General features: G+C 71.5%; 16 protein-coding genes and 1 pseudogene. 9 read left to right on the top strand and 8 right to left on the bottom strand.

Annotated elements, in window-relative coordinates; genetic code table 11:
- Positions 1-187: 187 nt before the first annotated feature.
- The 3 genes and pseudogenes from WME89_RS08280 to WME89_RS08270 all read right to left on the bottom strand — a co-directional run.
- Positions 188-1,189 (bottom strand): glycosyltransferase family protein, encoded by a 1,002-nt coding sequence (locus WME89_RS08280; protein WP_438008682.1) that lies wholly within the window; start codon positions 1,187-1,189, stop codon positions 188-190.
- Between the two features lie 4 nt (positions 1,190-1,193).
- Positions 1,194-1,736: a cysteine hydrolase family protein gene (locus WME89_RS08275; protein WP_438008681.1), complete on the bottom strand. Its 543-nt coding sequence runs from the start codon at positions 1,734-1,736 to the stop codon at positions 1,194-1,196.
- A 194-nt stretch (positions 1,737-1,930) separates the two neighbouring features.
- Positions 1,931-2,488 (bottom strand): annotated as a pseudogene (locus tag WME89_RS08270) (DNA-3-methyladenine glycosylase I); the annotation flags it as partial.
- Positions 2,489-2,790: 302 nt separating this feature from the next.
- On the opposite strand from WME89_RS08270, the gene WME89_RS08265 reads away from it, so the two are divergent.
- Complete coding sequence (locus WME89_RS08265; protein WP_438008680.1) at positions 2,791-4,299, top strand: serine/threonine-protein kinase; 1,509 nt, start codon at positions 2,791-2,793, stop codon at positions 4,297-4,299.
- Between the two features lie 85 nt (positions 4,300-4,384).
- Here WME89_RS08265 and WME89_RS08260 read toward each other — a convergent pair whose 3' ends face one another.
- The 3 genes from WME89_RS08260 to WME89_RS08250 all read right to left on the bottom strand — a co-directional run bounded on the left by WME89_RS08260 (position 4,385) and on the right by WME89_RS08250 (position 8,891).
- Positions 4,385-5,704 carry a glycosyltransferase family 4 protein gene (locus tag WME89_RS08260; protein WP_438008679.1) on the bottom strand — a complete coding sequence of 440 codons (1,320 nt, stop codon included), beginning with the start codon at positions 5,702-5,704 and terminating at the stop codon, positions 4,385-4,387.
- Between the two features lie 288 nt (positions 5,705-5,992).
- Complete coding sequence (locus WME89_RS08255) at positions 5,993-8,008, bottom strand: nucleotide-binding protein (protein WP_438008678.1); 2,016 nt, start codon at positions 8,006-8,008, stop codon at positions 5,993-5,995.
- Positions 7,998-8,891, bottom strand: coding sequence for a hypothetical protein (locus WME89_RS08250; protein ID WP_438008677.1), 894 nt, complete (start codon positions 8,889-8,891; stop codon positions 7,998-8,000). The genes WME89_RS08255 and WME89_RS08250 overlap by 11 nt, the downstream gene beginning before the upstream one ends.
- Positions 8,892-9,180: 289 nt before the next feature.
- Here WME89_RS08250 and WME89_RS08245 point away from each other — a divergent pair, with 289 nt between their 5' ends.
- The 4 genes from WME89_RS08245 to WME89_RS08230 all read left to right on the top strand — a co-directional run bounded on the left by WME89_RS08245 (position 9,181) and on the right by WME89_RS08230 (position 18,439).
- Positions 9,181-10,908, top strand: a complete 1,728-nt coding sequence (locus tag WME89_RS08245) for a DUF1592 domain-containing protein (protein WP_438008676.1) — start codon at positions 9,181-9,183, stop codon at positions 10,906-10,908.
- Positions 10,908-12,293 carry a DUF1552 domain-containing protein gene (locus tag WME89_RS08240; RefSeq protein ID WP_438008675.1) on the top strand — a complete coding sequence of 462 codons (1,386 nt, stop codon included), beginning with the start codon at positions 10,908-10,910 and terminating at the stop codon, positions 12,291-12,293. Before WME89_RS08245 ends, WME89_RS08240 begins: the two co-directional genes overlap by 1 nt.
- Positions 12,294-12,592: 299 nt before the next feature.
- Positions 12,593-16,753 carry a PAAR-like domain-containing protein gene (locus WME89_RS08235; RefSeq protein ID WP_438008674.1) on the top strand — a complete coding sequence of 1,387 codons (4,161 nt, stop codon included), beginning with the start codon at positions 12,593-12,595 and terminating at the stop codon, positions 16,751-16,753.
- Between the two features lie 30 nt (positions 16,754-16,783).
- A complete protein-coding gene (locus tag WME89_RS08230; protein WP_438008673.1) occupies positions 16,784-18,439 on the top strand; it encodes a hypothetical protein in 1,656 nt (551 codons plus the stop codon).
- Between the two features lie 214 nt (positions 18,440-18,653).
- On the opposite strand, the gene WME89_RS08225 is transcribed toward WME89_RS08230, so the two are convergent.
- On the bottom strand, positions 18,654-19,241 hold the full coding sequence (locus tag WME89_RS08225; RefSeq protein ID WP_438008672.1) for a hypothetical protein: 588 nt from the start codon (positions 19,239-19,241) through the stop codon (positions 18,654-18,656).
- Between the two features lie 25 nt (positions 19,242-19,266).
- Positions 19,267-20,667, bottom strand: coding sequence for a hypothetical protein (locus WME89_RS08220; protein ID WP_438008671.1), 1,401 nt, complete (start codon positions 20,665-20,667; stop codon positions 19,267-19,269).
- Positions 20,668-21,012: 345 nt separating this feature from the next.
- Here WME89_RS08220 and WME89_RS08215 point away from each other — a divergent pair, with 345 nt between their 5' ends.
- The 4 genes from WME89_RS08215 to WME89_RS08200 all read left to right on the top strand — a co-directional run bounded on the left by WME89_RS08215 (position 21,013) and on the right by WME89_RS08200 (position 26,377).
- Positions 21,013-21,603, top strand: a complete 591-nt coding sequence (locus WME89_RS08215) for a hypothetical protein (RefSeq protein WP_438008670.1) — start codon at positions 21,013-21,015, stop codon at positions 21,601-21,603.
- 92 nt (positions 21,604-21,695) lie between these two features.
- On the top strand, positions 21,696-22,097 hold the full coding sequence (locus tag WME89_RS08210; protein WP_438008669.1) for a hypothetical protein: 402 nt from the start codon (positions 21,696-21,698) through the stop codon (positions 22,095-22,097).
- Between the two features lie 1,277 nt (positions 22,098-23,374).
- On the top strand, positions 23,375-25,063 hold the full coding sequence (locus WME89_RS08205) for a DUF1592 domain-containing protein (protein WP_438008668.1): 1,689 nt from the start codon (positions 23,375-23,377) through the stop codon (positions 25,061-25,063).
- 9 nt (positions 25,064-25,072) lie between these two features.
- Positions 25,073-26,377 carry a DUF1552 domain-containing protein gene (locus WME89_RS08200; RefSeq protein WP_438008667.1) on the top strand — a complete coding sequence of 435 codons (1,305 nt, stop codon included), beginning with the start codon at positions 25,073-25,075 and terminating at the stop codon, positions 26,375-26,377.
- Positions 26,378-26,520 lie beyond the last annotated feature (143 nt).

Here is a 26,520-nt window from a genome sequence, read left to right as displayed (position 1 = left end):
GGCCGATATGACGTTCATGTCGCGTCAGCGACTGCCGTGTCGTTCAGCGCCCGCGAGCCCGGCCTGCTGCTCATCACAGCAGCCATCCCTCGTTGGTCGATCAGCCTGTCAGTCCAGAATGATTAGCAAACTCCGTGCCGTCAGCGTCACCCTGGTTGACGGCCAGGGTGCGAACGCGCCATCGCACCTAGTTGTGCGCGCGCGCCTCGTCCAGCGCCATGCGCATCGCCGATGGCGCGCTCGGCAATGCGCGCTCCAGATCGATGCGCGCGAAGTCGCCGGCGCGGACGCGATCGAAGAAGCGCGCGACGGTGTCCCGCGACAGCGCCGCGAACGAGCTCGCGACCGCGACGCCGGCCCGCTCGGCGACGAGCGCGTTGAGCGTCTGCTCGTGATGGCGCTCGTCGTGGAGCGCCAGCACCGGCTTGCCGGCGAGCACGCACTCGGCGAGGACGTTGCTGCCGGCGGTGGTCACGACCGCGGAGGCGACCTCCAGGTGCGCGAGGAACGCGCCGGGATCGAACGGGCGCGCCAGCACGCCGGGCACGTCGAGGCCGGGGGCGCCGAACGCGATGACGCGCCGGCCGGAGCGCGCGACGCGCTCGAGCATGCCGCGCGCGTCGTACTCGCTGAAGTAGCAGACGACCGCGCCGGGCTCGGCGCTCTCGGCGGCGCCCTCGGGCGTGGGCCGGCGCTCCGGGCGCGCGACGATGGTGCCCGGCGTCCTCGGCTGGGCGGGCAGGAAGTGGACGGCGACCGCGTGGCGCGCCCAGCTCGACGCCCAGGTCGTGCGGCGGCACGCGAGCACCCTGAGGCGCGGCAGCCCCTCGGGCAGGCAGCAGCGCGAGAAGACGAGGTCGTGGCCGAGCGCGATCGCCGGGATCCCGAGCGCGCGCGCCGCGAGCAGCGAGGGCACGTCGCCGTCGCTCACGATGACGTCGGGCCGGAAGCCCCCCTGCTCGACGAGCTCCTTCGCGACGCGGCGCGGGACCTCGATCACGCCGCCGAGGCCTCGGCCGATCGGCCGCACGTGGCGGTGCTCCGGCAGCGCGCCGAGCATCTCCGCCGCCTGACCGCCGCCGTAGATCCTGAGCTCGTGACCGCCCTCGCGGAGCGCCCCCGCGATCGCCAGCGCGCGGCTCGCGTGCCCGCGCCCGCGCCCGTGGACGTAGTAGCCGATCTTCGCCACGGGCTCAGAGCTCGATCTGCGCGATCGAGACGGCGCGGATCTCGCACGGGCGCCCCGCCACCATGACGCCGAAGCCGTCGAGCAGCCGGTTGTGGTGCGCGACGATCGCCGCCGCCGGGAGCGCCGGGCTGTCCGAGGTGCCGTGCGCGTCCGCGGCGAGCGTCACGCCGAAGCCGAGGGTCACCGCGCGCCGGCAGGTGGTGTCCACGCAGAACTCCGTCTTGCAGCCCGCGACGACGAGGTGGTCGACCCCGAGCCGCTCGAGGCGCGCGGCGAGGTCGGTCTCGAAGAACGCGTCGCAGGCGAGCTTGCGGACGCGCTCCTCGCCGTTCACCGGCGCGATCGACGCGTGGATGTCCCACGCGGCGGAGCCCACCTCCCCCACCTCGTCGTCCTGCACGTGGACCACGGGCACGCCGCGGGCGCGGGCGCGCGAGAGGAGCGCTCCGATGTTCGCGAGCAGGGCGCTCGCCCCCTGCACCGGGGCCTCCCCGTCGAGCACGCCATTCTGGACATCGATGATCACGAGAGCGCTTCGCTGCTTCATCCGTGCTTCCCCCTGCTCCTCTTGGCGCCCGGGCCGCCGGCCGTCCTCTTCGATTCGCTCGATTCGCTCGATTCGCTCGATTCGCTCGATTCGCTCGATTCGCTCGATTCGCTCGATTCGCTCGATTCGCTCGATTCGCTCGATTCGCTCGATTCGCTCGATTCGCTCGATTCGCTCGGCTGGTTCGGCTGGTTCACCTGGCCGTGACGAAAGCAGCTCACGAGGTGATCGTTGACCATCCCGGTCGCCTGCATGAGCGCATAGCAGATGGTCGAGCCGACGAACTTGAAGCCGCGACGCAGGAGATCCTTGCTGAGCGCGTCGGAGGTCGCCGTCTTCGCGGGGACCTCCGCGGGCGCCCGGAAGGCGTTTACAACAGGCGCCCCGCCGACGAAACCCCAGAGGTACGCGTCGAAGGTGCCGTGCTCGCGCTGCACCTCCAGGAAGCGCCGCGCGTTGTTGACGGTCGACTCGATCTTGAGCCGGTTGCGCACGATTCCAGGGTCCGCGAGGAGCTTCTCGACGCGCGCCGGCGTGAAGCGGGCGACGCGGGCCGGGTCGAAGCCGGCGAACGCCTCGCGGTACGCCGCGCGCTTGCGCAGCACGGTGAGCCAGCTGAGCCCCGCCTGCGCGCCCTCGAGGGTCAGCATCTCGAAGAGCGCCTGGTCATCGTGCAGCGGCACGCCCCACTGCTCGTCGTGATAGGCGATGTAGTCTGGATCCGAGGTCACCCACGCGCACCGCTCCGGCATCGGCCGCCACTGTAGCAGCCTCTGGTTCCCCGTCGCCGCCCGTCGCCGTTCATGCCGCTCGCGCCGCGCCGCGCCGCGCCGCGCCGCGCGCGGCGGCGGGCCATGGTCGGCGCTGCGCGGCGCGCGACCGCCCTCGCCCGCTCCTCCGGGAGGCGACGTGCGCTTTGACTCCCCGCCAGCGCGGCGCTCCAATGCGGCCTGCGTACCCTGGGCCGCGCCGCACCATGACCGCCTCGAGCAGCCTTCATTCGACGGGATCCCAGGGGCTTCGCAGCGCCAACACGGCGGAGGAGCGCCGCGCGATGGCCCGCGGCCTGCCCACGGCGCTCGTGACCTGGCCCACCTTCGCGGCGCTCGACGTGTTCGTGGTCCTCGCCGTGTTTCCGAGCGCGTCCGTAACCCGGCTGCTGCTCTACCGGCTGCTCGGCGAGGTCATCCTGCTCTGGCTGTTCCTCCTCGCCCGGCGCGAGCAGACCTCGGCCGAGCTCCTCGACGCGGCGCACGTCTTCGCGGTCTGGAGCACGGGGGGGCTGATCTCGGTGATGGCCCTGGAGTTCGGGGATCTCACCTGGAACTACATGCACGGGCTCTCGATCGTGATGCTCGTCGACGCGACGATCCTGCCCACGCACTTCTCGCGCTCGCTCCGGATGACGCTCCCGGTGGCGCTCAGCTTCCCGATCATCATGGGCGCGGGGGCGTCGCTCGACCCGGCGCTCGCGGCGCAGTGGTCGTCGCCGCGGTCGCTCGTGATCTTCTCGTGCAACTACATCTTCGTGCTCGCCACCGCGATCCTCGTGTCCGCGGCGAGCCACGGCCTCTGGTCGGCGCGCCAGCAGGTCTACGAGGCCCGCAAGCTCGGCCGCTACCGGCTCGTGGCGCCGGTCGGCCGGGGCGGGCAGAACGAGGTGTGGCTCGCCTGGGACGAGTCGCTCCGGCGCGACGTGGCGCTGAAGCTGCTCCGCAGCGAGAGCAAATCGGAGGGCGACGTGCGCAGCTTCGAGCGCGAGGCGCGCGCGACGAGCCGGCTCACGTCGCCGCACACGATCCGGATCTTCGATTTCGGGGCGAGCAGCGACGGCATCTTCTACATCGCGATGGAGCACCTGGCCGGCGCCGACCTGGCCACCCTGGTGCGCGATCACGGCCCGATGCCTCCCGCCCGCGTCGTTCACTTCGCGCGGCAGGCCTGCCTCTCGCTCGCCGAGGCGCACGACGCGGGCGTCATCCACCGCGACATCAAGCCCCACAACCTCTACATCACGCGCGTCGGCGACGAGCAGGACGTGCTCAAGGTGCTCGACTTCGGGATCGCCAAGCAGGTGACCCTGGAGGGAGACGCGAGCATGACGGACGTCGGCGTGATCAAGGGGACGCCGACGTACATGTCCCCGGAGATGATCTCGGCCGGCACCGTCGACGCCCGCAGCGACATCTACTCGCTCGGGGTGACGCTCTATTACCTGCTGACGGGGGTGGCCCCCTTCGACGGGCGGAGCTTCGGCAAGCTCGTCTATTCTCACCTGACGATGCCGCCGATCCCGCCCTCGCTCCGCGCGCCGTGGCCGCTCTCGTCGGAGCTGGAAGAGGTCGTGATGCGGTGCCTCGCCAAGAGGCCCGGCGACCGCTACCAGAGCGCGCGCGATCTGCTCGCCGCGCTCGACGCGTGCGCGCCCACGCCGCCGTGGACGCCGGAGGACGCGAGGAGCTTCTGGGCGGCGCGCGCCGCGATGCCGCGCCCCGAGCCCCCGCCGCCCGACCCGGGCCCCACCGTGCGCCTGCGGCCGGACAAGGCCGCCTCGGCGGCCTGAGGCGGGGCCGGGGGCGCGCGACCAGCGACGGGCGCGCGCCAGCGACGCGCGCGCCAGCGACGGACGCGCGCCGCTTCAAGCCGCTTCAGGCCTGGCTCGCCCCGAGCTGCACGGCCTCGGGGAACCGCCGCGAGGCGGGCGCGGGCGCCCACCGGCGGGACGAGGGAGGCGGCGCGTCGAGCTGGAGCACGGGGCGCCTCTCCAGCGCCGGCACCGGCACGGACACCGGGACAGGCAGGGGCCGCTCGCCGCGCGCCGCGAGGATCGAGTTGTAGAACGCGCGGGCGCTCTCGTCCCACCCGGAGCACCCGGCGAGCGCCGAGATCCGCTCCGGATCGTACGGCGCGTAGGCAGCGCGCGACATGGCCGCGCCCAGGGACGGCAGGTCGCCTGGTGACACGAGCTCGCCGAGCTCGGGGCTGGACAGCACGTCGGGGATGCCGCCGACGTCGGTCGCGACGACGCGGCGCCCGGACGCGAGCGACTCGATGACGACGTTGGGCGTGCCCTCGTGATGGCTCGGCAGCACCAGCGCGTCGCACGCGGCGACCCAGCGCGCCACCTGGTCGTGCGGCAGCCGGCCCGTCAAGTGGACGCGGCTGCCGAGGCGCTCCGCCGCCGCGCGGCAGGCCTGCTCGTCGGCGCCGCTCCCGACCAGCACGAGGTCGAGATCCGGGTGCGCCGGGGCGATCCGCTCGAAGGCGGCGATCGCGTCGAGCGCGCCCTTGTCGCGGAGCAGGTGCCCCACGTAGAGCAGCAGCCGGCGCTCCGCGGAGCGGCCCAGGGCAGCGCGGGCCTCGCCGCGATCGCGCGGCCGGAACATGGCGCGATCGACGCCGTTCATCACCACGTCGATGCGGTCGCGCGGGACGCCGAGCGCGTGGACCCCGTCCGCGAGCTTCTTGCTCACGGCGACGACGCGGGTCGCCCGCTGGAGCCCCCACTCCAGCGCCGGCCGCACCGCCGGCTGCTGCGAGAGCACGTCGATGTCCGAGCCGTGCACCTTGACGACCGCAGGGACGCCGAGCAGCTCCGCGAGGCACACAGCGGCGAAGCCGTCCGGATAGGCGAACGAGCCGACGATGACGTCCGGCGCCGGATGATGGCGCGCGAGCTCGACGAGCATCGAGGCCGCATAGAGCGGGCCATTCAGGTAAGGAGCCACCTTGGGGAGATACAGGAATCGCGGGTGGCGCACCGGCAACCCCTCGATCACCTCCTCCCGAGGCGCCTCGGCCGAAACCGACCACTTGGAGAACCTGGACGCCCCGGGAAACCAGGGAATGGTCGCGAAGACGTCGATATCGCAATAGCGCGACAGCGCGGCGAACTGTCGCCGGTTGAACGGCGCCTGGCCCGGGTTCATCGCGTTCGGGAAGATCTTGGTGATAAGCAGGACGCGCATTACCTCTGCTCCTCCGGACTCGCCCGCTTGGCTCGACAGGCCTTCTCCGATAAGGGGTGCGCGGCAATCGCCGCACGGTCGGGCCACACCGAGCAGAGAGCATGCCACCGCGGAGAAGCTGGAGAATCGAAGCGAGAACAGGAGCAACCGGGCCGTATCGACAGCGCGCGACAGGCCACCCTGCCCCATTCGAGGCAATTTGGCACAAGCCGAGAGCGGCCTCTGCGGGTAGTACAATTCCGCAGGTAGCGCCTTTGTACAACAAAGCGCGAAATTTACAACCGGACACTAAAGAGAAAGTTTCGCGACGAACGCATCTCCCTCGCCCGCGGCCGAGAGCAGCCCCTGGCCGAAGTTGATGCCGCCGTAGAAGCGGCCGGCGACGAGGACGCTCGCGCCTGAGTCCGCCGCGATGTCGAGGGCGACCTGAGTCTGGGAATCCCCGAACAACGAGCTGAACAGGTGGTCGCCGGAGGGGCCGAGCTTGACCAGGTACACGTCGGTCTTGCCGCGGCTCGTCAGCGCGCCGCCGCCGAAGTCCGCGGCGCCGAAGAGCGGCCCCGCGAGCAGGACGTTGCCCTCCGCATCGACCGCGGCGCTCGCGCGCGCGCCGGTCTCGAAGCCGGTGAAGAGCTGGTCCTCCTCGTCGCCGAAGCGCTGGCTCAGGAGGTGCGCGCCGGCGCCGGAGAACCTGGCGACATAGAGGTCGCGCCCGCCCGCGCTCGCCAGCGGCCCGCCGCCGAAGTCGATGGTCGACGCGAACGTACCCGTGAGCACCACGTCGCCCGTGGCCTCGTGGACCGCGACGTCGTGGGCCTCGTCGGCCTCGGCGCCGCCGAAGCGGGCGCTGAAGAGGTGGTCGCCAGAGGGACGGAGCCTGGCCAGGAAGACGTCGGAGAGCCCGGCGCTCTCGAGCGGCCCTCCGCCGAGATCGACCGTGCCGGAGAAGTGGCCCGCGACGAGGACCTCGCCGTCCGCGTCCGTCGCGACCGCGCTGGCGTAGTCGTCGCCCGCGCCGCCGGCGCGCACGGCGAAGATCGTGCTGCCGTCGTCCCGGCCGAGCCCCAGCACGAAGGCGTCGCGCATGCCCGCGCTCGCGAGCGCGCCGGTGCCGAAGTCGACGGTGCCGTTGTAGCCGCCCGCCACGATCACGGTGCCCGTCGGGTCGATGGCGATGCGATCGCAGCGATCCTCGCCGGATCCGCCGAGGATCCTGCTCCAGATGTGCTCGCCGTCGTGGTCGAGCCTGGCGACGAACACGTCGTCTTTGCCGTGCGACGCGAGCTCGCCGCCGCCGAGGTCGACGCTGCCGAAGGCGCGCCCCGCCACGACGATGTCGCCGCTCGTATCGACCTCGACCGCCATCGCGAACTGGTTGCCCTCGCCCGGGAACCGCTTGCTCCAGAGGTGCGTGCCGTACCTGTCGAATTTGGCCACGAACGCGTCGGCGCCCGTCCCCGTCGCCACGAGCGGACCCCCGCCGAAGTCGACGGTGCCCTCCAGCTGGCCGGCCACGATGACGTTCCTCTCCTCGTCGACCGCCACGGACCGGGCGTACTGGCCGGTCGCGTCGCCGAAGCCGCGGCTCCACACGTCCTCGCAGGTGGGCACGACGCCGTCGCAGTCCTCGTCGTCGGGCGTGTCGCACGCGTCGAACGAGGGCAAGGCCTCCCCGGCGCAGGGGCTCCACGACGTGCCCTCGGCGTTGCAGGTGCGCGTGCCGGCCGCGCAGCGCCCGACCCCCTGCGTGCCCTCGGGGCCCGTGTAGCACGCCTCCTGTGCACCGGGCGCGCACACGCACCCGGTACAGCCGCAGTCGGGGCCGCTGCACGCGGACGGCGTGAGCTCGGCGATCCACGCGGCGACGCACGCGAGCTCCTCGGGCGTGTACGGCGCCGCCCCGAGCGGCATGCGCGCGCCGCACGACGGGGAGTCCGTGAGCTTCGCGTAGAGCACGCTGTCCTCCGGGCGCTCGGGGTCGGCGAGCACGCCGGCGCAGCTCTGTGCAGGGCGGCCGGCGACGCGGGCGTCCACGCCGAGCGTGACGAGGTCGAGGGCGGCCGCGGGCTCGCCCGGCCCGTGGCAGCTCGCGCCGCCGCACCGCTCGGCGAACACCGCGGGGACGTCGGCGCACGCGGCGTCCGGGCCGCCGTCGGGCCGCATGAACCGCTCCTTGTCCTCGATCGTCCCCGGACACGCCGCGAGCAGCAGCGCCGGCGCGGCGAGCGCGGCCGCCGTCCAGAGGTCGCGGCGGAGGCGGAGCGCGGCGCTCGCCGGGCGCCGTCCGCGAAGCTCAATACCCATGATAGGCCACCCCCAGGTGAACGCCGAAGAGCTGGTCGAGCGCCCCGCCCGCGATGAACGCGTCCTCGGGCTCGGAGTCGAAGTCATAGAAGAACCGCGTGTAGGAAGCGCCGGCGCGCGCCTCGAGCCCCGGCGCGAACGGGACGGCGACGGCGAGGCGGAGGTCGACGCCGCCGGCGCTCGGCCCGCGGAAGTGCGACGCGAGCGCGCCCATCGAGAGCGGCGCCTGGTAGCCCGCCCCCGCCTCCAGCGCGACCGGGCCGACAGGCAAACGGCCGTCGGCGCCCAGGCGCAACGTGACGTATGACACCGAGGCCGCGTCGCGCGACGGCTCGCCCGTCGGCTCGACATCGAAGTCGATCCAGCAGAGTCCGCCGGTCGCGAACAGGACCGGTCCGGCCTGCCCCGCTGGCCGGAAACGGCCCCTGAGGCCGGCGTGGAGGCGGCTCCAGGAGGTCGATACGCTCGCTCCCCCGGCGCCCTCCGAGTCGAGGCCGACGGCGCGCGCGTACGAGAGCGCGACGCCGAGGTCGCGGAGCACAGGGAGCGCGCTGCGCGCGAGCGGGTAGAGCTCGCCGTGGATGGACGGCATGGGCACGCCGAGCACCTCGTAGGTGCGGAGGTTCTCGGAGAGCAGATCCGTATAGGAGAGCGTGCGACCCGCGATCTCGAGATCGACTCCCGCGCTGAAGAGCTCGGTGCCGACGGGCGGTGTGCGGCCGTCGCCCTCCTCGCGATTCGCGCGATCGTCGCGGGGCGCGGCGGCGCTCGGCGCGGCGAGCACGGCGAGCGCCGCGCCGAGCAGCGCGGCCGATGAGCCGCGCCGGGCGCGGCGCCGAGATACAGCAGCGGAGATAGAACAGGCGAGCGGTCGCCTTTGCATTGGGCGGGAGCATAGTCGCTCTGGACGTCCAGGGTCGAGCGCCGCCTTCGATGACCGGAGTCCGCGCTCACGGGAGCACGCGGTGAGACCCGGGCGCACGGGAAGATCACATCGGCCCCGAGCTCCCACTTGATTCACCCTCTCCCCGCGCGGCTCCTATCGCGGAGCAGCGGACTGCAATAGGCTCCCTGGAAGATGGCGAGGGGGCGCGCATCACGCGCCGCGCGCTGCACGAAGGGGGTCGACCCACCCGCCCTCGGCCCCCGCTCGCACTCGCTGACGAGGCATCATGGCTGAACCACGAGCTCTCCGCTGGCCCATCGGCCTGCTCCTCCTCGCGTCCTGTACAGGCCAGTACGGCGATCTGCCCGCGCACGACGGAGACGGCGAGGCGACGGGCCCGCTGTGCGCCACGATCGATCCCGGCGAGTCCCCGCTCCGCCGGATGACACGCGTGGAGTACGACAACACGATCTTCGACCTCCTCGGCGACGACAGCCGACCTGCGCAGGGCTTCGTGCCGGAAGAGGAGTCGCTCGGCTTCAACAACCAGGCAGCGGCGCTCGTGGTGAGCCCGCTGCTCGCCGAGCAGTACATGAGCGCGGCCGAGGGCATCGCGGCGCGCGCGGCGGGCAAGCTGCTCGGCGAGCTGCCCGCGTGCCGCGAGGCCGCGGGGGGCGCGGCCTGCCGCGGCGAGGCCGCGGCGCTCCTCGCCTCGCTCGGCAAGCGGGCGTTCCGCCGGCCCCTCGCCGAGGACGAGGTCGAGGAGCTCGTCGCGCTCTTCCAGCGCGGGCTCGCCCTCGGGGACACGCCGGACGACGCGTCGACCGGCCTCGAGCTCGCGCTCCAGGCGGTGCTCCAGTCGCCCCACTTCCTCTACCGCGTCGAGCTGGGCATGCCCGATCCCGTGGAGGCCGACGTCGTGCCGCTCAGCTCGTACGAGGTGGCCTCGCGGCTCTCGTACCTGCTCTGGGGCACGATGCCCGACGACGCGCTCTTCACCGCCGCCGAGCAGGGGGCGCTCGGCACCGCCGCGGAGATCGAGGCGCAGGCGCGGCGCATGCTGGAGGACCCGCGGGCGCGCGAGGCCGCGAAGAACTTCCACCGCCAGTGGCTCGGGCTCGCGAAGATCGACGAGGTCGCCGCGGGCGGGAAGGATCCGGAGCTCTACCCCGAGTACCGCGACGAGCTCCTCGGCCTCTTCCAGGCCGAGACCGAGGCGTTCCTGGACCACGCGATCTTCGAGCAGGACGCGAGCGTGAGCACGCTGTTCACGGCGCCCTACTCGATGATGAACCGGGAGCTCGCCGAGTTCTACGGCATCAAGGGCGGCCCGCGGGGCGAGGCGTTCGAGGAGGTCGCGCTCGATCCGTCGCAGCGCGCCGGCTTCGTGACGCACGCCGGGCTGCTCTCGCTCTACGCGAAGCCGAACCGGTCCTCGCCGGTCCACCGCGGCCGGTTCGTGCGCCAGAGCCTGCTCTGCCAGATCCCTCCGCCGCCGCCGGACGTGGTCCCGGAGCCGCCCATGGTCGACCCGACGAAGACGACCCGCGAGCAGTTCTCGCAGCACGTCTCGGATCCGGGCTGCAAGAGCTGCCACGCGCTGCTCGACCCGATCGGCTTCGGCTTCGAGCACTACGACGCGCTCGGGCGCTGGCGCGACGCCGAGAACGGCATCCCGATCGACGCGAGCGGCGAGCTGACGCAGACCGACATCGACGGGCCGTTCGACGGGGCCGTCGAGCTCGCGCACCGCCTCGCCGAGAGCGAGCAGGTGCGCGCGTGCGTGGTGAAGCAGTGGTTCCGCTTCGGCCACGGCCGCGCCGAGCAGAGCGCGGACAGCTGCAGCATCTCGCAGGCGACGCAGGCGTTCGAGTCGTCCGGGTACAACATCAAGGCGCTGCTCGTGGCGCTCACCCAGACCGACGCGTTCCGCTACCGGCGCTTGATCAGCGCAGGAGGCGACGCTGAAGGCAACGCAGGAGCCGCCGCAGACGGCGCAGAAGGAGAGCCTTGATGAAGCCGTTTCGACTCAGCCGCCGCGCCGTGCTCCGCGGCCTCGGCGGCGCGGCGCTCGCGCTGCCGTTCCTCGAGGCGATGGGCTGCTCGAAGCGGCTCGCCCCCGCGTCGGAGCAGACGGGGCGGGCCTCGTTCGGGGCCGAGTTCCCGAAGCGCTTCGTCGTCCTCTACACGCCGAACGGCACCGTGCCGCCGGACTTCTGGCCTTCGTCCTCGCGGCTCCAGAAGGGCGAGGAGCTGTCGCCGATCCTGGCGCCGCTCAAGGACCACAACGAGGATCTCCTCGTCCTCGGCAACGTGAGCGCGCTGTCGGCGCTGGTGGGGCCGGGCGACGCGCACCAGAAGGGCACCGGCCAGTGCCTGACCGGGCGCCCGATGCAGGAGGGCGATTTCCCCGGCGACGCCGGGCTGTCGTGCGGGTGGGCCGACGGCATCTCGGTCGACCAGGAGATCGCGAACCACATCGGCACGAGGACCAAGTTCCTGTCGCTGGAGCTCGGCGTCCTCGTCTACGGGGCGAACGTGGGCGCGCGCATCTCGTACCGCGGCCCGGCGCAGCCGCTGCCGCCGGAGAACAGCCCTTATGCCGCGTTCGACCGCCTCTTCTCCGACTTCGCCGTCGCGCCGGAGGCGACGACGCGGAAGACGGAGCAGCGCCGGGCGGTGCTCGACAAGGTGGCCGCCGACTACAAGCGCCTCCAGAAGCGCCTCGGCGCCGCGGATCAGGAGAAGCTCGCGGGGCACCTCGCGTCGGTGGAGGACATCGCCTCGCGCCTCGACCGCGGCGTGGCGCCGACCTCCGCGGCGTGCGCGGAGCCGGCGCTGACGCCGGACATCGACCCCGACAAGGTCGCCAGCATGCCCGAGGTCACGCGGCTCCAGCTGGATGTCATGGCGATGGCCCTCGCCTGCGATCTGACGCGGGTCGCGAGCCTCCAGTTCACGAACTCGGCGACGACGAAGGTGCTGAGCTTCCTCGGCCCGGACATCACCGAGGGCCACCACCCGCTGGCGCACAACGGCTACGCCGACCCGGCGAACCGCGAGCGGCTCATGAAGATCAGCCGCTTCTACGCCGAGCAGGTCGCGTACCTGATCGCGAAGCTGAAGAGCATGCCGGAGGGGAACGGCTCGGTCTTCGACAACACGGTGATCTTGTGGACGAACGAGCACGCCGACGGCAACCACCTGCGTCAGAACATCCCCTATGTCCTCGCGGGCAGCGCGGGCGGCCATTTCAAGACAGGCCGCTACGTCGCCCAGCAGAAGCAGGTCGGGCACAACAACCTGCTCGTGTCGCTGCTCCAGTCGATGGGCATCGATGCAGAGTCGTTCGGAGATCCGAGCTACTGCACCGGGCCGCTGACAGGGCTGACCAGCTGAGGGCAGAGGTGATGGCGCGCGGAGAGGGATAGGCGCGCCGACGCTCACCTGGACGCTCGCCTGGAGTGGAGCCGAGCAACGCTCAGCAGTTGATCCACCCGCCCAGCGCTTCACACCTCACGCCAGCCATGTCGGCAGCTCCGCGCATCGGCGCCCGCGACACGATGTCGAGCCGGAGCGCCTGACCGCCGGAGCGAGAGATGCCGCGAGCGTGCCCGCCTCGCATCGGGCCCGCACGCGCGTCGCGCCGACATCCGAGTTGTGGACGGGACACCCCTCGTGCGACGCTCGAGAGCGCCATGGCCAAGGTCACCGCCCTTCACATGGACACGATCACGGAGAAGTCGGGTCACCAGATGACCGGCATGGCCGTCAGCGTGTGCCTGACGCCCGCGGCGCCGAGCCCGTTGCCGATCCCGTACCCGACGATGGGCTCCGTGGCCGAGGGGATCATCGATCCGTGCATGCGGACCAAGATCGAAGGGGCGAAGATCCTCACGGTCGGCGGCTGCATGAAGGCATGTCACGGCAATGAGCCAGGCACGCTCAAAGAGGTCGTCAGCCTCAACACGGGGGGGCCGTGCTTTCCCTGGCTGGGCGCGCCCAACGTCCTCATCGAGCTCGGCATGGCCGGCATCACGGGCAGCATGGGCCAGATGAACAAGAGCATCACCGTCGGCGCGGGGGCAAGCGCGAGCAACGCCGCGGGCGGCGGCGGGGGCGGCGGCGGGGGCGGCAGCAGCGCCGGCGGTCCGGGCGGCGGCGGGCCTCAGGGCCCGAGCAACGGCGGCGGCGGCGGCGGGGGCAGCGGCCAGGGCGCGGGCCCACCGAGCCCACCCGCGCCGCCAGGGGCAGATGGCCAGGCGTCCGCGGGGCACCCGGTCGACGTCGTGACGGGGGCCATGTACACGAACCCGGTCGCGGACCTCGAGCTGCCGGGGCCCCTGGTCGTGACCCTCGAGCGAAGCTACTCGACCGCGGCGGTGCGGCACCGCTGCGGCGTGGGGTGGGGCTGGTCCCACGATCTCGCCTGGAGCGCCCGTCGCCGCGGCGATGAGCTCGAGCTCACCGCGCCGGGCGGTCGCACCCAGGTGCTCTCCTGGCCCGCGCAGGATCACGTCCTGCTCCTGCCGTTCGGGGTCCGCGTCGCCGCCGTCGGAGAGGATCTCCTCGTGGAGGAGGACGACGGCCTCGCGCGGGTGCTGCGCCGCACCGGCCCGGAGGAGCGCTTCGCGCTCGTCGAGATCCGCGACGCGTTCGGCAACAAGGCCACCATGGAATGGCAAGGCGACGAGCTCACGGGCATCGTCGATGGCGTCGGGCGGCGCGCCCGGCTCGAGCGCCAGGGGCCCTTCTCCTGGTGGGAGGTGACCGCGACCGACGAGCAGGGCACCCCGCACACCCGCCGCGCCGTGACCTACGAGCTCGACGACGCGGGCGACCTCGTGCGGGTCATCGACGGGGGCGGCGCCGAGATCCGGTACGAATACGACGAGGAACACTACCTCATCCGGGAGATCTTGCCGGACGGGCTCGCGTTCCACTTCAGGTACGAGGCGATCGAGGGCGTCAAACGGTGCGTCGAGACGTGGGGCGAGATCGCCGGCCGCGACGTGCTCGCGGAGCTCGGCGCGCCCCGCCTCCCGGGCGCCCGGGGCGTCCACCACACCCGGCTGTCGTACGACCCCGCCCGGGGCAGGACCGTGGTGATCGACGGCGAGGGCGCGACCCACACCTACATGGGCAACGCGCTCGGCCTCGTGACCGCCTATGTCGATCCACGCGGCCACGCGCGCACCTATACGTACGACACGGTCGGCAGGCTGCTCTCGCTCCGCGACGGCGGCGGGCGGACCACGCGGTGGTCGTACAACGCCGCGGGGCACCTCGAGAGCGTCACCGAGCCCGACGGCGCGACCTGGCGAGACGCGGTCGACGAGGAGGCGCAGGAGATCGTCCGCACGCGGCCCGACGGGAAGAAGACCCGCACCACGTACCGGAGGGGCACCCCGACCGGCAGCGTCGACTGGCGCGGCCGCGAGCAAGCCCTCGAGTGGGACGCACACGGCCTCGTGCGGGCGTCCACCGGGCCGGACGGCGCCGAGCTCACGTACGACTACGATGCGCACGGCAACCCGCTGCGGGTCGAGACGCCGGCCGGCGACGCCTACGAGTACGTCTTCGATCTGTTCGGGTGCCCCGTCGAGGCGCGGACCCCGAAGGGCGGAGTCTATCGATTCGCGTACGACTCGCGCTTCGCGCTGGTGCGCCTGGAGGAGCCGAACGGCAACGTCCTGGAGATGGAGATCGACGCGAGCCGCCGCGTCATCGCGCGCTCCGACGCGAGCGGGATCACCACGTACCGCTATGTCGCCGGAGCGCTCGTGGAGGTGGCGCGCCCCGACGGCAGGCGATTCCGGCTTGGCTACGACGCGCTGCTCCGGCTCCGCTGGATCGAGAACGCCGCGGGCGAGCGCCACGCGCGCGAGTACGACGGCAGCGGCAACCTCTCCCGCGAGACCTCGTTCGGCGGCTCGACCACGTCGTACGAGTACGACGGATCGAACCACCTCGTCCGGACGACCCATGCCGACGACACGTGGGCGCGCTACGAGCGCGACGGGGCCGGCCGCGTCACCAGGCTCGAGACCTCGAGCGGGCTCGTGGAGGAGTTCCAGCACGACGCGCTCGGCCACCTCACGCACGCGCGGAACGCGGACGTGATGATCACGTTCGAGCGCGACGAGGACGGCCGGGTCGTCCGGGAGGTCCAGGAAGCAGCCGGGTTCGCGTTCGCCGTCTCCCGCCGCTTCGACGACGCGGGCCGCGTGCTGCACCGTCGCTATGCGACGGGGTGGTCCGTCGAGGTGCGCCGGCGCGAGGAAGATGGCGCGCCGGCATCGCTCGAGGTCGCCGCCGCCGAGGCGGACGGGCTCGCCTTCACGCGGGACGCGCGCGGCGAGTCGCGGCGAAGGCGGCTCGACGGGACGCGCGAGCTCGCCTGGTCGCGCGACGTCCAGGGCCTGCCGGAGAGCGTCGCCATCCTGGACGAGCGCGGAGAGCCGGTCCGGAGGCGCGCGTGGACGTGGAGCCGGGTGGGCCCGGTCGCGGCGGTCACGGACAGCGATGGCGGCGGGCGCCAGTACGACCTCGACGTCGAGGGCAGGCCGCTCCGCCTCCACGGCCTCGGCGCCGACGAGCAGTTCACGTACGCGCCCCAGGGGACCCCGATCCCGTCGCGCGGCCCCGCGTGGTCGATCGGCGCGGACGGCCGCCCCGTGCGCGCGGGCGGCGCCGAGATCCAGTGGGACGCCCGCGGCCGCCTCGCAGGCCGCGTCGGGCCGGGGCCGCTGCAGACCTGGCGCTACCAGTACGACGAGCGCGACCGCCTCGTCGCGGCGGTCCGCGGCGACGGCCTCACCGTCCGCTACCTGTACGACCCCCTCGGCCGCTGCGTCGCGCAGGCGCACGGCAACGGCGAGAGCACCTGGTTCGGCTGGGATGGCGAGAGCCTCGTCGAGGAGCGCCCGACGAGGGGCCCGTCGATCCAGCGCGTGTTCGACGACGACGGCTTCACGCCGCTCCTCGAGGCGCGCGACGGCAAGGACTGGCGGATGGTCGTGACCGACGCGGCCTCCACGCCATGGCTCTACCTGCACCGCGACGGGCGCGCGTCGGAGATCGATCTCGGCGCCTTCGGACGCGTCGCGCGCGCGACGGGCGATCCGGGCGCGCTCCGGTTCGCCGGGCAGCGCGCCGACCCGCTGACCGGCCTGCACTACAACCGCCACCGCTTCTACGACCCGGCGACGCACGTCTTCCTGACCCCCGATCCGATCGGCCTCTTGGGCTCGCTGCAGGAGATCGGGTTCGTCCCCAACGTCACGATCTTCATCGATCCTTCGGGGCTCACGACGATCGTCGTGGGCGCGCCGGGCGACGCGACCATCCAGCAGCATGTCGCCCTTCTTCAGGCACAGCACCCGGGCGCGCGGGTGCTTCGACATGATCAGCTCACGCCGGGCAGCCTGGCGCGAGAGGATCACGTCATCCTATCGACCCACGGCGCGCCCAACACGGTGGAGTGGGGCAATGGGTACATCGACGGCCGCCAGCTCGGGCAGCAGCTCACAGCGGCGGGGTTCCGCGGCCAGAAGCGGGGGCGGAAGCGGCGCATCGAGCTGTCCGCGTGCAACAGCGCGACCCCCGCGGCCGGCAACGGGCCGAGCGTGGCCCAGGCCGTCGCGGACGAGACCCGGGCGGTCGCGAGCGGCGCGCGCTCGGCCAACCCGGCCGCGACCTACGCGGGCACCACGTCCGTGGGGCCGGGCGGCCACCAATGGGGCCCGGGCATGATGGCGCCGAACTGGACGGGCGGAACGACGCCGTACGTGCATCAAGGCACCTGGGTCGAGACGCGCCCCCGCCCGCAGGGAGGCCGCGGCCGGCGCGGGCGCTGATCAGCCCGGAGCGAGGAGCGAGACGAGCCCGTGCGTTTCATCAATCCCTATCCTTACGGCCACCCCCCCCGGAACGAGGACCTCCAGCGCGCGCTGGAGGCGGCGTCCCGGGGCCAGGTGGTCGATGGCGACGATCGCGTCCTCGCCGAGCTCGACCGGGCGGCGCTCGACGCCCTCGCGCCCGCGCTGACGATCCGGGACGACGGGCCCTGCTTCGACGAGCGGTGCCGCGGACCGCTCGGGCTGCCGCAGCTCGGGCTCCTCCTCACCGGCGAGGCCGGCCCCGTCGGCCGGGTAGACCTGTACCCGGAGAACCGGTCGATCTACTGGCGCGGGCTCGACTGGAAGCAATGGTGCGGCTGGTCGGAGCTCCGCGACGACCGCGCGCTGCTCGAGCAGCTCGCCGCGCGCGGCGTACCGGGACCGCTCGAGGACGTGACGCGCTGGCGAAGCGAGGAGGGCGAGCGCGCGCGGCGCGAATGGCGCAAGACGATCCCACCGAACCTCAATGGGCCCTGGTGCGCTCCGCTCGATCGCCTCCTGGACCCCTGGCACATCCTGGAGGCGGCGGCGTGGATCGCTCAGGCCGGCGCGACCATGCGCAAGGCCAGAGGGCTCCTGGAATGGTATGGTGCGGGGTCGGGCCCGTTCGCGCGCCGGCCCGATTACGAGTTCCTCCCGCGGCTCCTGCTCGGCCGCTTCCACGGCGAGGATCTCCAGCGCGCGCTCCAGTCCGGGCCGAGCGACCGGGTGCTCGCGGGCGCCGGGCGCCATCTCCTGGACATCGGGCCGCTCTCCCCGGGCGCCCGCGCCCAGCTCGCGCCGCTCGACGGCAGGCTCCGCGAGGCGATCCTCGGCGCGGTACGGCGGCTCGCGTCCGGCGAGGACGCGGATCTGCTCCGCGAGCGGCTCTTCCCGGCGCCGTTCGTCGCGCCGGAGCACACCGCGCTGGTCGGCGGCTCGATCACGCTGCACCTGCGCCGCCCGGTGGCCGCCGGCGACGCGGTGTACGCGGTGGATTTCCAGGAGATCGTGCGCCTCGAAGGCGGCGCGCGCGCCGTCCTCGGCAAGCTCCTCGGCGACGCCGTCCTTGCGGTCCGGGGCAGCCGGTTGCTCGTGGGCAAGGGCGGCGGCGTGCAGGAGCTCGACGCGCGGGGGAACGTCGTGGCCGTGCACCCCGCCGCGACCCCCGAGCAGGCGGCCGCGGCGCGCGCGATCTCCGCGGCTTGGTCCTCGCCGGCCGCGGCGCCGGCCCTGGGCGAGCCGCTCGGCCCCACGCCCGAGGAGCGCGAGGCGTTCGAGGCGCTCGCGCACCTCGGGCTCGGCGCGCCGCCGTCGGCGCGCGCCGTGGGGCGCGATCACCTCGAGGCAGGCGGGCGCGCGCTCGTCCGCCGCGGCGAGGCGGGCGCGCCACCCCGGCGGATCGCGCTGCCCGGGCGCGCCGTGCTGCACGCCTTCTCGGCGTCGCACCTCGCGCTCGCGCTCGACGCCGGCGACGCCTGCCAGATCGCGTGGGTGGACGAGGGGAGCGACGCGCTGCACCTGTCGCCGCCGCTCCGGATCGCCCCGCGCGCGCTCCGCTTCCTGCTCGCCACGGGCGATGCCGCGCTGCTCGGCGTCGACCTGGGCGCCGGCGAGGTCGTGCTGCGCGTCGGCATCGGGCGCGCCGGCGACGGGCGACCCTGAGCGCCTGCGTACCGCAAATTCGCCCTTGGGCTGACGAGGAGCCAGGCGGCCGAGAGCGCGCTCGCATACGCTGCCCTCGGAGCCGGCGTCATCGTCTACGGGGCGAACGTGGGCGCGCGCATCTCGTACCGCGGCCCGACCAGCTGACGAGTCGGCCCGAGAGCGCGTCGCGGCGGCCCGCGCCGCCGCGGCGGCCAGACGCTCGTTCACTTCCTCAGGGCGCGAGCGCGGCGATGAAGTCGTGGATGCACGCGATCTCGGTGTCGCTGAGCGGCTGGGCGCCGAGCGGCATCCGGTTGTTGCACGTCGGGGTCGGGGTGACCTTCGTGTAGAGCGTGCTGCCGTCCGGGTCGCCCGGGACGAGCACGCTGGCGCCGCCGCCGCACGCGGACGCCTGCCCCCGGACCGTGTTCTCCCAACCGGCGGCCAGCGAGAGGCCCGCCTGCTTCGAGTTCGCGTCGTGGCAGCCCGCGTTCGCGCACTTCGCCGTGACCAGCGCCGGCGCATCGTCGCATCCGGTCGGCCCGCCGCCGGTGGTCGCGGTCGTGGTGGTGGCGGGGTCGCCGCCGGTGGTCGCGGTCGTGGTGGCGGGGTCGCCGCCGGTGGTCGCGGTCGTGGTGGCGGGGTCGCCGCCCGAGGTCGCCGCGGGGGTGCCGGCCCCCTGGGTGCCGCCGGCGCCGCTGCCCTGCTCGTCCGGGGGGAACTCGTCCTCGTCGAGGGTCCCAGCGCAGCTCATGAGGAGCGCGCCGCCGGTCAGCAGGGCGCCCGCGGTGAGCGCGGCGCGCCCGTGAAGGGAAGTCATGAACGTCACGTGCTACCTCTCTCTCTTAATAGACGTAGGCTCCGGCGAGCCGGAGTCCCAGGTACTGGTCAATGGCCCCGCCCGCGATGTAAGCGTCGCCCTGCTCGGGCTGGAACGACGAGAAGAACCGGGCGTACTCGACGAGCAGGCGCGCCTCGATGCCGGTCGCGACCGGGATCATCACCCCGGCCAGCGCGCCGATGCCCTGCACGCTCGCCCCGGTGAACCGCTCGTAGACCGGGCCTGACGAGAGCGGCAGGATGTACTCGGCGCCCAGCCCCAGCGCGACAGGGCCGACCGGGAAGCGCCCGTCGAGGCCTGCCCGGAACAGGGTGTAGGAGACGTTCGGCACTGTCCTGGCGAGGTCCGCCGGCGCGTCGATCTCGAAGGTCAGGAACCGGAGCCCGGCGGAGATCCCGAGCACCGACTTCTCGCCGATCGACAGCCGCTCCCGGAGCCCCAGGTTGATGCGCTGGTAGGTGGTGCTGATCGGGTCGCCGTCGCCCACAGCCGAGTTGAGGCCGAGCGCCTGCGCGTACCCCGCGGTGATCCCGAGGCCCTTGAGCACCGCGATGTCCGTGGACGCGAGCGGATACAGCTCGCCCGAGACCGAGATCGCGGGCTGCCCGAAGACGCCGTAGGGCCGGAGGTTCAGCGTGCGCGGATCGGAGTAGTCGAACCAGCGGCCGACGAACTCGACGCCCAGCTCGACCGAGAAGAGCGCCGAGCCGATCTCGTTCTTCTTGCGCTTGCCGCCCTTGTCGTCCTTCCCGCTGTCGCCCTCGTCTTTCTCCTCGCCGCCTCCGTCCTTCTCCTCGTCGCCCCCGCCTTCCTCGCCGTCGCCTCCCCCGTCGCTCTTCGCCTTGTCTTCGTCGGCGGGCGGCGGCGCGATCTGCGCCAGCGTCGGACCGAGCAGCTCCTCCAGCGCCTTCTTGCGGTCGTCGCGCGAGCCGCTCAGCGGCACCGCGCCGTCCACGGCGAGGTCGCCGGCGTTCTCGTCGACGTAGACGAGGTGGACCTCTTTCTTCTTCTTCTTGTTGGTCCGCGAGACGCCGTAGATCACCCCTTCTGCCTTCGCGGCCTTGCCTGCCTTGCGGATGCGGTCGATGGCCTTCTTCCGCTGGGCCTTCGACACGAGCGTGTCCCCGACCGGCTTGGCCTGGCCGGCGCTCTTCAGCGCCTTCGAGAACGCGTCAGGCTCCACGACCCCGAGCGTCTCCGGCACGATGGAGAGGATGTCCTCGCGGATGTCATCCGCGTTGGGACCCTCGATGCGCACCGCGATCGACTTCGACGCCTTGGGGGCGGCGAGCGTGACGGGCGCGAGCGCGAACGTCGCGGCGGTCGCGGCGGAGAGCCCGAGCAGGATCCGCCCGCAGAGGCTCATGGAAAGGAACAGCGTTGTATTTTTGATGGGTTTGCGCACGGGCCTCTCGCTAGCGGCAGAGACGTCAACCGGGGCTTGAACGCGCGTGAGCCTACAGGGGACCAGGACGAGCTCCCGCAGGCTGTGGAGTGAAGGCGGCCCCTTCGATGCATGGATAAGTTGCTGGCATAGCTTCGCTTTTCCAGGGGGGTCGTATAGAAAATTTGGCTGTCAACCCAGAGCAGGTCCCGCAGTGTGACGGAGCCTGGAGCACCTGATCCGGGCCGGGGCCGAGGTGATGACACCGTGCACCCGAGGAGGGGCTGAGCAGAGCCCGCCGCAACATGAATCACGCCGCACCCGAAGTTGCCATCCGGCCGCCTCGCCGGATCTCGGAGAATTCCCGTGGACGATCCCCTGGATCTCACGACAGCCGAAGCGAGGCTCGTCGTGGTCTCCAGTGCATTGAAACTGGCAAAACGCCAAGCACCATCGATCGGCGATCGCTTCCGCGGTGACCGACCGAACGGAATCGGTGCCGAGGCCGATCAGATGACGAAGGTCTCGGTGCGCGTGACGAACCACCCGAGGCGAAGCGAAAGGATACCTCTCGACAGGATTGTGAACGGTCACATGCACGAAGTCAACGCGATTGATGGGCCCGCGGGGGGCATCCCGAGCCCGAGGGAGGGCAAGGCTGGCGGCGCTCCTCCGGCGCCCCGCGTGGACATGGGCGGACGCCGGACCGCGTTGTTCGCCGGCCCGCCCGACGCGCTCGAAGCCGAGGAGCGCATCGACGGTTGGCGCTCGACGCTGCGAGCCTGCGAGCGCCTGGGCACCGCCGCTTGCGCGCGGCGACTCGAACGCGCGGTCCAGCGCGAGCTCGCCCGCGGCTCCTGCGCTCGCCGGACCTCTCCCAGCTCGGGCGCCGCGGCCGGCCGCCGCCGCGCACCCATCGGGATCGAGGAGAGCCGCGCGTCGGACGATTCCTGTTGACGTCAGTATTGTGAACGCTCACAATAAGATTCTCCGAGTTTCGATGGCTCGTCCGAGCTTGCTTCTTACATGACAGGAGACGTCGGATGTCGATGAGCATGAAGCTGATGAGCGCGGTGTTGATGAGCGTCGGCATTGGCTTTGCGGGCGCAGCATGGGCCGCGAGCGGGACGGCGGACGTCCCCGGTTCCGTTGCCGAGGGGAAGGATTTTGGCTGCGGTGCAAAAGGACAGAAGGCCTGTCCGATGCAGGGCTGGATGAAGACGGTGATGCAGTCGGCGACCACGAGCGGCGACGGCGCGAAGATCGCGTCGGCGCTGGACTACGTGGCGTCGAAGCCGCCGCCCGGGATGCCCAAGTGGGTCGCGATCTCGAAGGAGGGCGCGGAAAAGGCCAAGAAGGGCGACATCGACGGCGCCAAGGCGAGCTGCAAGGCCTGCCACGATCTGTACAAGGCGGAGTACAAGGCGAAGCTCCGCGACGCCGCCTTCTGAGGCGCGTCTCTCTGCTCTCCCCCTCCCCGCTCGTCGGGCCGGGCGCGCGCTCTCCTGGCAGCCCCGCCCCTACCCGCCGGGCTGAGGCCAACACTGGCCCGGAGGGCTCCGTTCGAGCGGGTCCGCCCGACGGAGATCTGGAACCTGCGTGGCAGGTGCGTGTGCGCCCTGATCAGAGGTGCCCGGCAGGCGAGGTCTCGTGGTCATCGTGAGCTCCTGTGCCGTGGTGCACCGATTTCTGTTCATGGTCAGGCCGTCGCCCATGGCAGCCTTCGTGGGCGACCGTCGTGATGCCGTTCGCTCTCTTGAGCCCGAGGCAGGCCGATGTATCGCACGGACAGGTCCGCTATCTCGCCCTCTCGCCGGGCCGTGATACGAGCCGAGCGCACCGGAGAGCGCACACGGGCGCCGCGGCCGGGCGCCGCTGCCCAACTCCGGGGATCCAGGCGACCCGCGCGCCGCTCCATTTCTGGTTGACACCGAATATGTGAGCGTTCACAATACCTTCCAGGGGGTGTCCTTTTGCTTTGCCCTGGACAGGCCTTCGTGCGCGCCGGCCCCTCGTCCCCGGGATCGGGATCGATCTCGGCACCGGGTACGTTCGTTTGCTCGTCGATCACGCGTGCAGCGGCGCGTTCGCGGGAGCATCGTTCGCGTCATCCCGCGCTCTGAGCGCGAGGCCTCACCTGCGACCCGCGCACGCACCGGTTCACTCAGCTTTCAACCGTACACAACCAACATCGTCGAGGCTGCCGTGCGTTCATATGCAGCACAAAGCATCGCTCTTGTTGGATTGAGCCTGGTGCGGTGCGGCTCGTCGGATCCAGCGCCGGCCGCGCGAAGGTGGAGCACCCCGTCCTGGGCAAGAGCGGGGAGCGACGGCGCCCATGGAACGACCAGCGGTGGGGCGACCACGTTACACGCCGAGCGGCGTTCGTGATGTGGAGCGCCTGGAAGTCCTTCATGGGAGTCCTCCTCGCCCCCCGGGGTCGGGGGGAACGACATGGAGATGGCGCGGCCAAGCAGGAGCTCGATGGCTCATCGGGTGACCTGACCGGCCGAGTCCGCCGCATCCACCCCGCCCCAGAAATACATCGATGAGCGATCTTCACGGCCTCTCGGGAAACCTCGAGCGAACCGTGATTGAGCTCGGACGCTCACGTTCATCTCAGTGCAAGACGCGACGCACGGCGGTCGCATCGTGTCCTCCGTCAACAAGGTCTTCCAGCCGCGACACGTCCGCTCACTCCAACATTTCATCCTAGCAAGAGCGTTCCATGCCAATCGCAAAACGAATCGGTGTACTGCAATTACTCACGAGCCGCTCGTTTCGCCTTGCAGCGCCGCTCGCGGTCGTCGTGGCCAGCGGGTGCACGGGCGTCTTGGGCCCCGAGGGCGAGGCGGCGCCGGCGCCGGAGGCCGAGTGTAGCGCCACCCCTGCGCTGGCCAAACCGCGCATCTGGCGATTGACCAACACCCAGCTTGCCAACACCTTGCGCGACGAGTTCGACCTCCAGCCGGCAGCGCTCTCGAACTTGCCGAACGAGGCCAGGCTCGACGGCTTCGCCAACCAGGCCGCAGAGCTGCGAGTCGCGCCGCTCCTCGCGGAGGTATACTTCGCGCTCGGCGAAGAGCTCGGGGCGCACGCGCTGAAGAACCCCGACAAGTTCGGGATCGCTTGCGACGTCGCCACCCTGGCGCCCGGCAGTTGCCTGGACGGCTTCGTCGCCAAGACGGGGCAAAAGCTCTGGCGCCGCCCGCTCTCGGCGACCGAGCTCACCTCCTTCAGCGCGCTCTTCGCCAAGACCGCCGCGCAGGGCGAAGGTCCTGCCGGAGGCGTCAAGAGCGTCGTGCAGGCGCTGCTCATGTCGCCGAGCAGCCTGCACCGCACCGAGCTCGGCACGGTGAAGGACACCGGAGCGGTGACACCGCTGACGGATCACGAGATCGCTTCGGCGCTCTCGTACCTGCTCTGGGACAGCGCGCCGGACGCCGAGCTCACCGCGCTCGCAGATCAAGGGAAGCTGCGCGACCGTACAGTGATCCTGGCCCAGGCCCAGCGCCTGTTCGAGGCGCGCGACAAGGCGGCGCCGGCCATGAACCACTTCTTCGAGCAGTGGCTGGAGCTCGAGAATCTCTCGAAGTCGGTGAAAGACGCCAGCGTCTTCCCGATGGCAACGCCCGAGCTCGCCGCCGATTTGAGAGAAGAGTTGCGCCTGCTCACGAACAGCGTGCTGTTCGACGCGGGAGCGGATCGTCGCTTCGACTCGCTGTTCTCGGGCACGTACGCGTTCGTGAACGAGCGCACCGCCCCGCTCTACGGTCTGAGCGGGGTGACCGGCGACGCCATGGTGCGTCGCGAGCTCGATCCGACGGAACGCCGCGGCATCTTCACCTCGCTGCCGTTCCTCTGGGGCCACTCGCACAGCCAGGATACGGGCCTCGTCGGGCGCGGCGCCTACGTCCGCGCAGAGGTCCTGTGCCACCGCGTGCCGCTGCCGCCCGGCGGTGTCCCGAATGCTGGCCAGTTCGCCGAGCCGGGCGCCACGGGTCGGCAGAGACTCGGCATTCATGCGAGTCCGGGCTGCGCCGTCTGTCATAAACTGTTCGATGGCATCGGGTTTGCTCTTGAAAGCTACGATGCTATCGGTCGCTACAGAACGACGGACCAGGGGCAGGAGATCGACGCGAGCGGCAGTCTGCCGCTGCCGAGCGAGGAGAACGCGCTCCCCGGGATCGTGTTTTCCAACTTCGTGGAGATGGTGGACGAGCTGGCGCAAAAGCCGGATGTCTACGGCTGCTTCGCCCAGCAGTTCGCCGCCTACGCTTCAGGATACGATTTGCCGGAGCTCGACGCCTGTGAGAAGGAGCGCCTCGTGGACGAGTTCGCGCGCTCACAGCACACGATCGATCAGCTGGTGCTGAGCGTGATCGCATCGCCGAGCTTCATCGACCGAAGGAACTAGGAGTTCGCCATGCGCAACGTGAAATTTTCCCGGCGTACGATGCTCCGTGGCCTCGGCTACGGAACGCTCTTCTGTTCTGGGCTGGTCGACAACCTCTACGCCCAAGCGGTTCCGCGAATCACGCGCGTCGCCATGTTCGGCTACGCGAATGGCTCTCAGTATCAATCGGAGCCGACCGGAGGCGAAAGAAATTTCGTGCTCAAGCCGCACATGGCGCCGCTCGAGGCGGTGCGCGACGACATCCTGGTGTTCAAGAACCTGACGCTCGCACGCGACCCCGGTAACGCGCACCGCTCGGCGTCGTTTTCGGTGTTCGGCCTTGGCGCGCCGACCAGCATCGATCAGGAGTTCGCCAGGTTCCTGAAGGACACGACCCCGCTGGCATCGCTGGAGATGGCGGTCGGACAGACATCCGGCGACGGCGGCGTCATCCCCGGACTGTCTCAGGTCGATGGCAGGTTCATCCCCAGCGTGACGAACCCGCTGGCTGCGTATCAGCGCATCGCGGACCGGATCGGCGGGGGCAACCCGTCCATGAACACGCCGAGCGCCGCCGAGCAGGCGCTGCTCCGCCGTCAGAGCGTGCTCGACTTCATCAAGGACGATGTCCGGTCCTTTCGCGGGCGGCTCGGGCCGGAGGAGGCCGTCAAGATGGACTTCTACCTCGAGTCGCTGCGCACGCTCGAGCGCGATGTCGGCGGCAGCATCCCCCAAGAGAGTTCGTGCAAGCAGATCGCGTCGCCGCTGCTCAGCAAGAACACCATGATGAACGACATGCCGGAGCACAGCCGGCTGTATCTCGACATCCTGGCGATGGCTTTCGCCTGCAACATCACCCGCGTGGCATCCATGATGTGGGGCGGCGGCGAAAACAACGAAGCCGTCAAGTTCGGCGACATCGATATCTCGGCCTGGCACTCCATCTCACACGGCGATCCGGACGGCGCTCCGGGACAACAGATCACCCGACTCCAGGCCTACTTCGCAGGAGAGTTCCGCTATTTCGTCGAAAAGCTGAAGAGCATTTCCGACGGCGAGTTCTCGCTGCTCGACAACACCGCAGCGGTCCTTTCCACCCAGAACGGCAGCAGCCAGCTGGGCTCGTCCCAGAACTTCGCCGAGACCGACCACCCGCCCCAACACGCACCTTTCGTGGTTGCCGGCAGCTGTGGAGGTGCCTGGAAGACCGGGCGCCTGCTCGACGCCGGCGGGCGCAATCACAACGACGTTTATGTCAGCATTGCCCAGGCGATCGGCATGAACGTGACGTCTGTCGGCCGCGCTGGCTGGTGTCGAGGTCCGCTCATCCAGTAGCTGGCGGCCGATCGCGGCGCGGCAACAGCAGTGCCGTGCCGCGCCGCGGGCTCCCAAGCGACCGAATGCGGCTCCTTCGGCGCCGCGCGGTCGCGTCAGGCGCCGACCCCGACCGATGATGCCACGGCCCCCTCGACAGCGGC

Origin of the sequence: Sorangium sp. So ce321 (assembly GCF_051530195.1) — a bacterium.
GTDB lineage: Bacteria > Myxococcota_A > Polyangia > Polyangiales > Polyangiaceae > Sorangium.
This window is presented reverse-complemented; position numbering and strand designations above follow the sequence as displayed.

Bases quoted from the DNA above. Each gene is read 5' to 3' on its own strand.
- WME89_RS08205 (WP_438008668.1), top strand. From the start codon at position 23,375: ATGCCAATCGCAAAACGAATCGGTGTACTGCAATTACTCACGAGCCGC.
- WME89_RS08275 (WP_438008681.1), bottom strand. From the start codon at position 1,736: ATGAAGCAGCGAAGCGCTCTCGTGATCATCGATGTCCAGAATGGCGTG.
- WME89_RS08250 (WP_438008677.1), bottom strand. From the start codon at position 8,891: ATGCAAAGGCGACCGCTCGCCTGTTCTATCTCCGCTGCTGTATCTCGG.
- WME89_RS08265 (WP_438008680.1), top strand. From the start codon at position 2,791: ATGGCCCGCGGCCTGCCCACGGCGCTCGTGACCTGGCCCACCTTCGCG.
- WME89_RS08260 (WP_438008679.1), bottom strand. From the start codon at position 5,704: ATGCGCGTCCTGCTTATCACCAAGATCTTCCCGAACGCGATGAACCCG.
- WME89_RS08235 (WP_438008674.1), top strand. From the start codon at position 12,593: ATGGCCAAGGTCACCGCCCTTCACATGGACACGATCACGGAGAAGTCG.
- WME89_RS08255 (WP_438008678.1), bottom strand. From the start codon at position 8,008: ATGGGTATTGAGCTTCGCGGACGGCGCCCGGCGAGCGCCGCGCTCCGC.
- WME89_RS08240 (WP_438008675.1), top strand. From the start codon at position 10,908: ATGAAGCCGTTTCGACTCAGCCGCCGCGCCGTGCTCCGCGGCCTCGGC.
- WME89_RS08245 (WP_438008676.1), top strand. From the start codon at position 9,181: ATGGCTGAACCACGAGCTCTCCGCTGGCCCATCGGCCTGCTCCTCCTC.
- WME89_RS08200 (WP_438008667.1), top strand. From the start codon at position 25,073: ATGCGCAACGTGAAATTTTCCCGGCGTACGATGCTCCGTGGCCTCGGC.
- WME89_RS08210 (WP_438008669.1), top strand. From the start codon at position 21,696: ATGAGCATGAAGCTGATGAGCGCGGTGTTGATGAGCGTCGGCATTGGC.
- WME89_RS08225 (WP_438008672.1), bottom strand. From the start codon at position 19,241: ATGACTTCCCTTCACGGGCGCGCCGCGCTCACCGCGGGCGCCCTGCTG.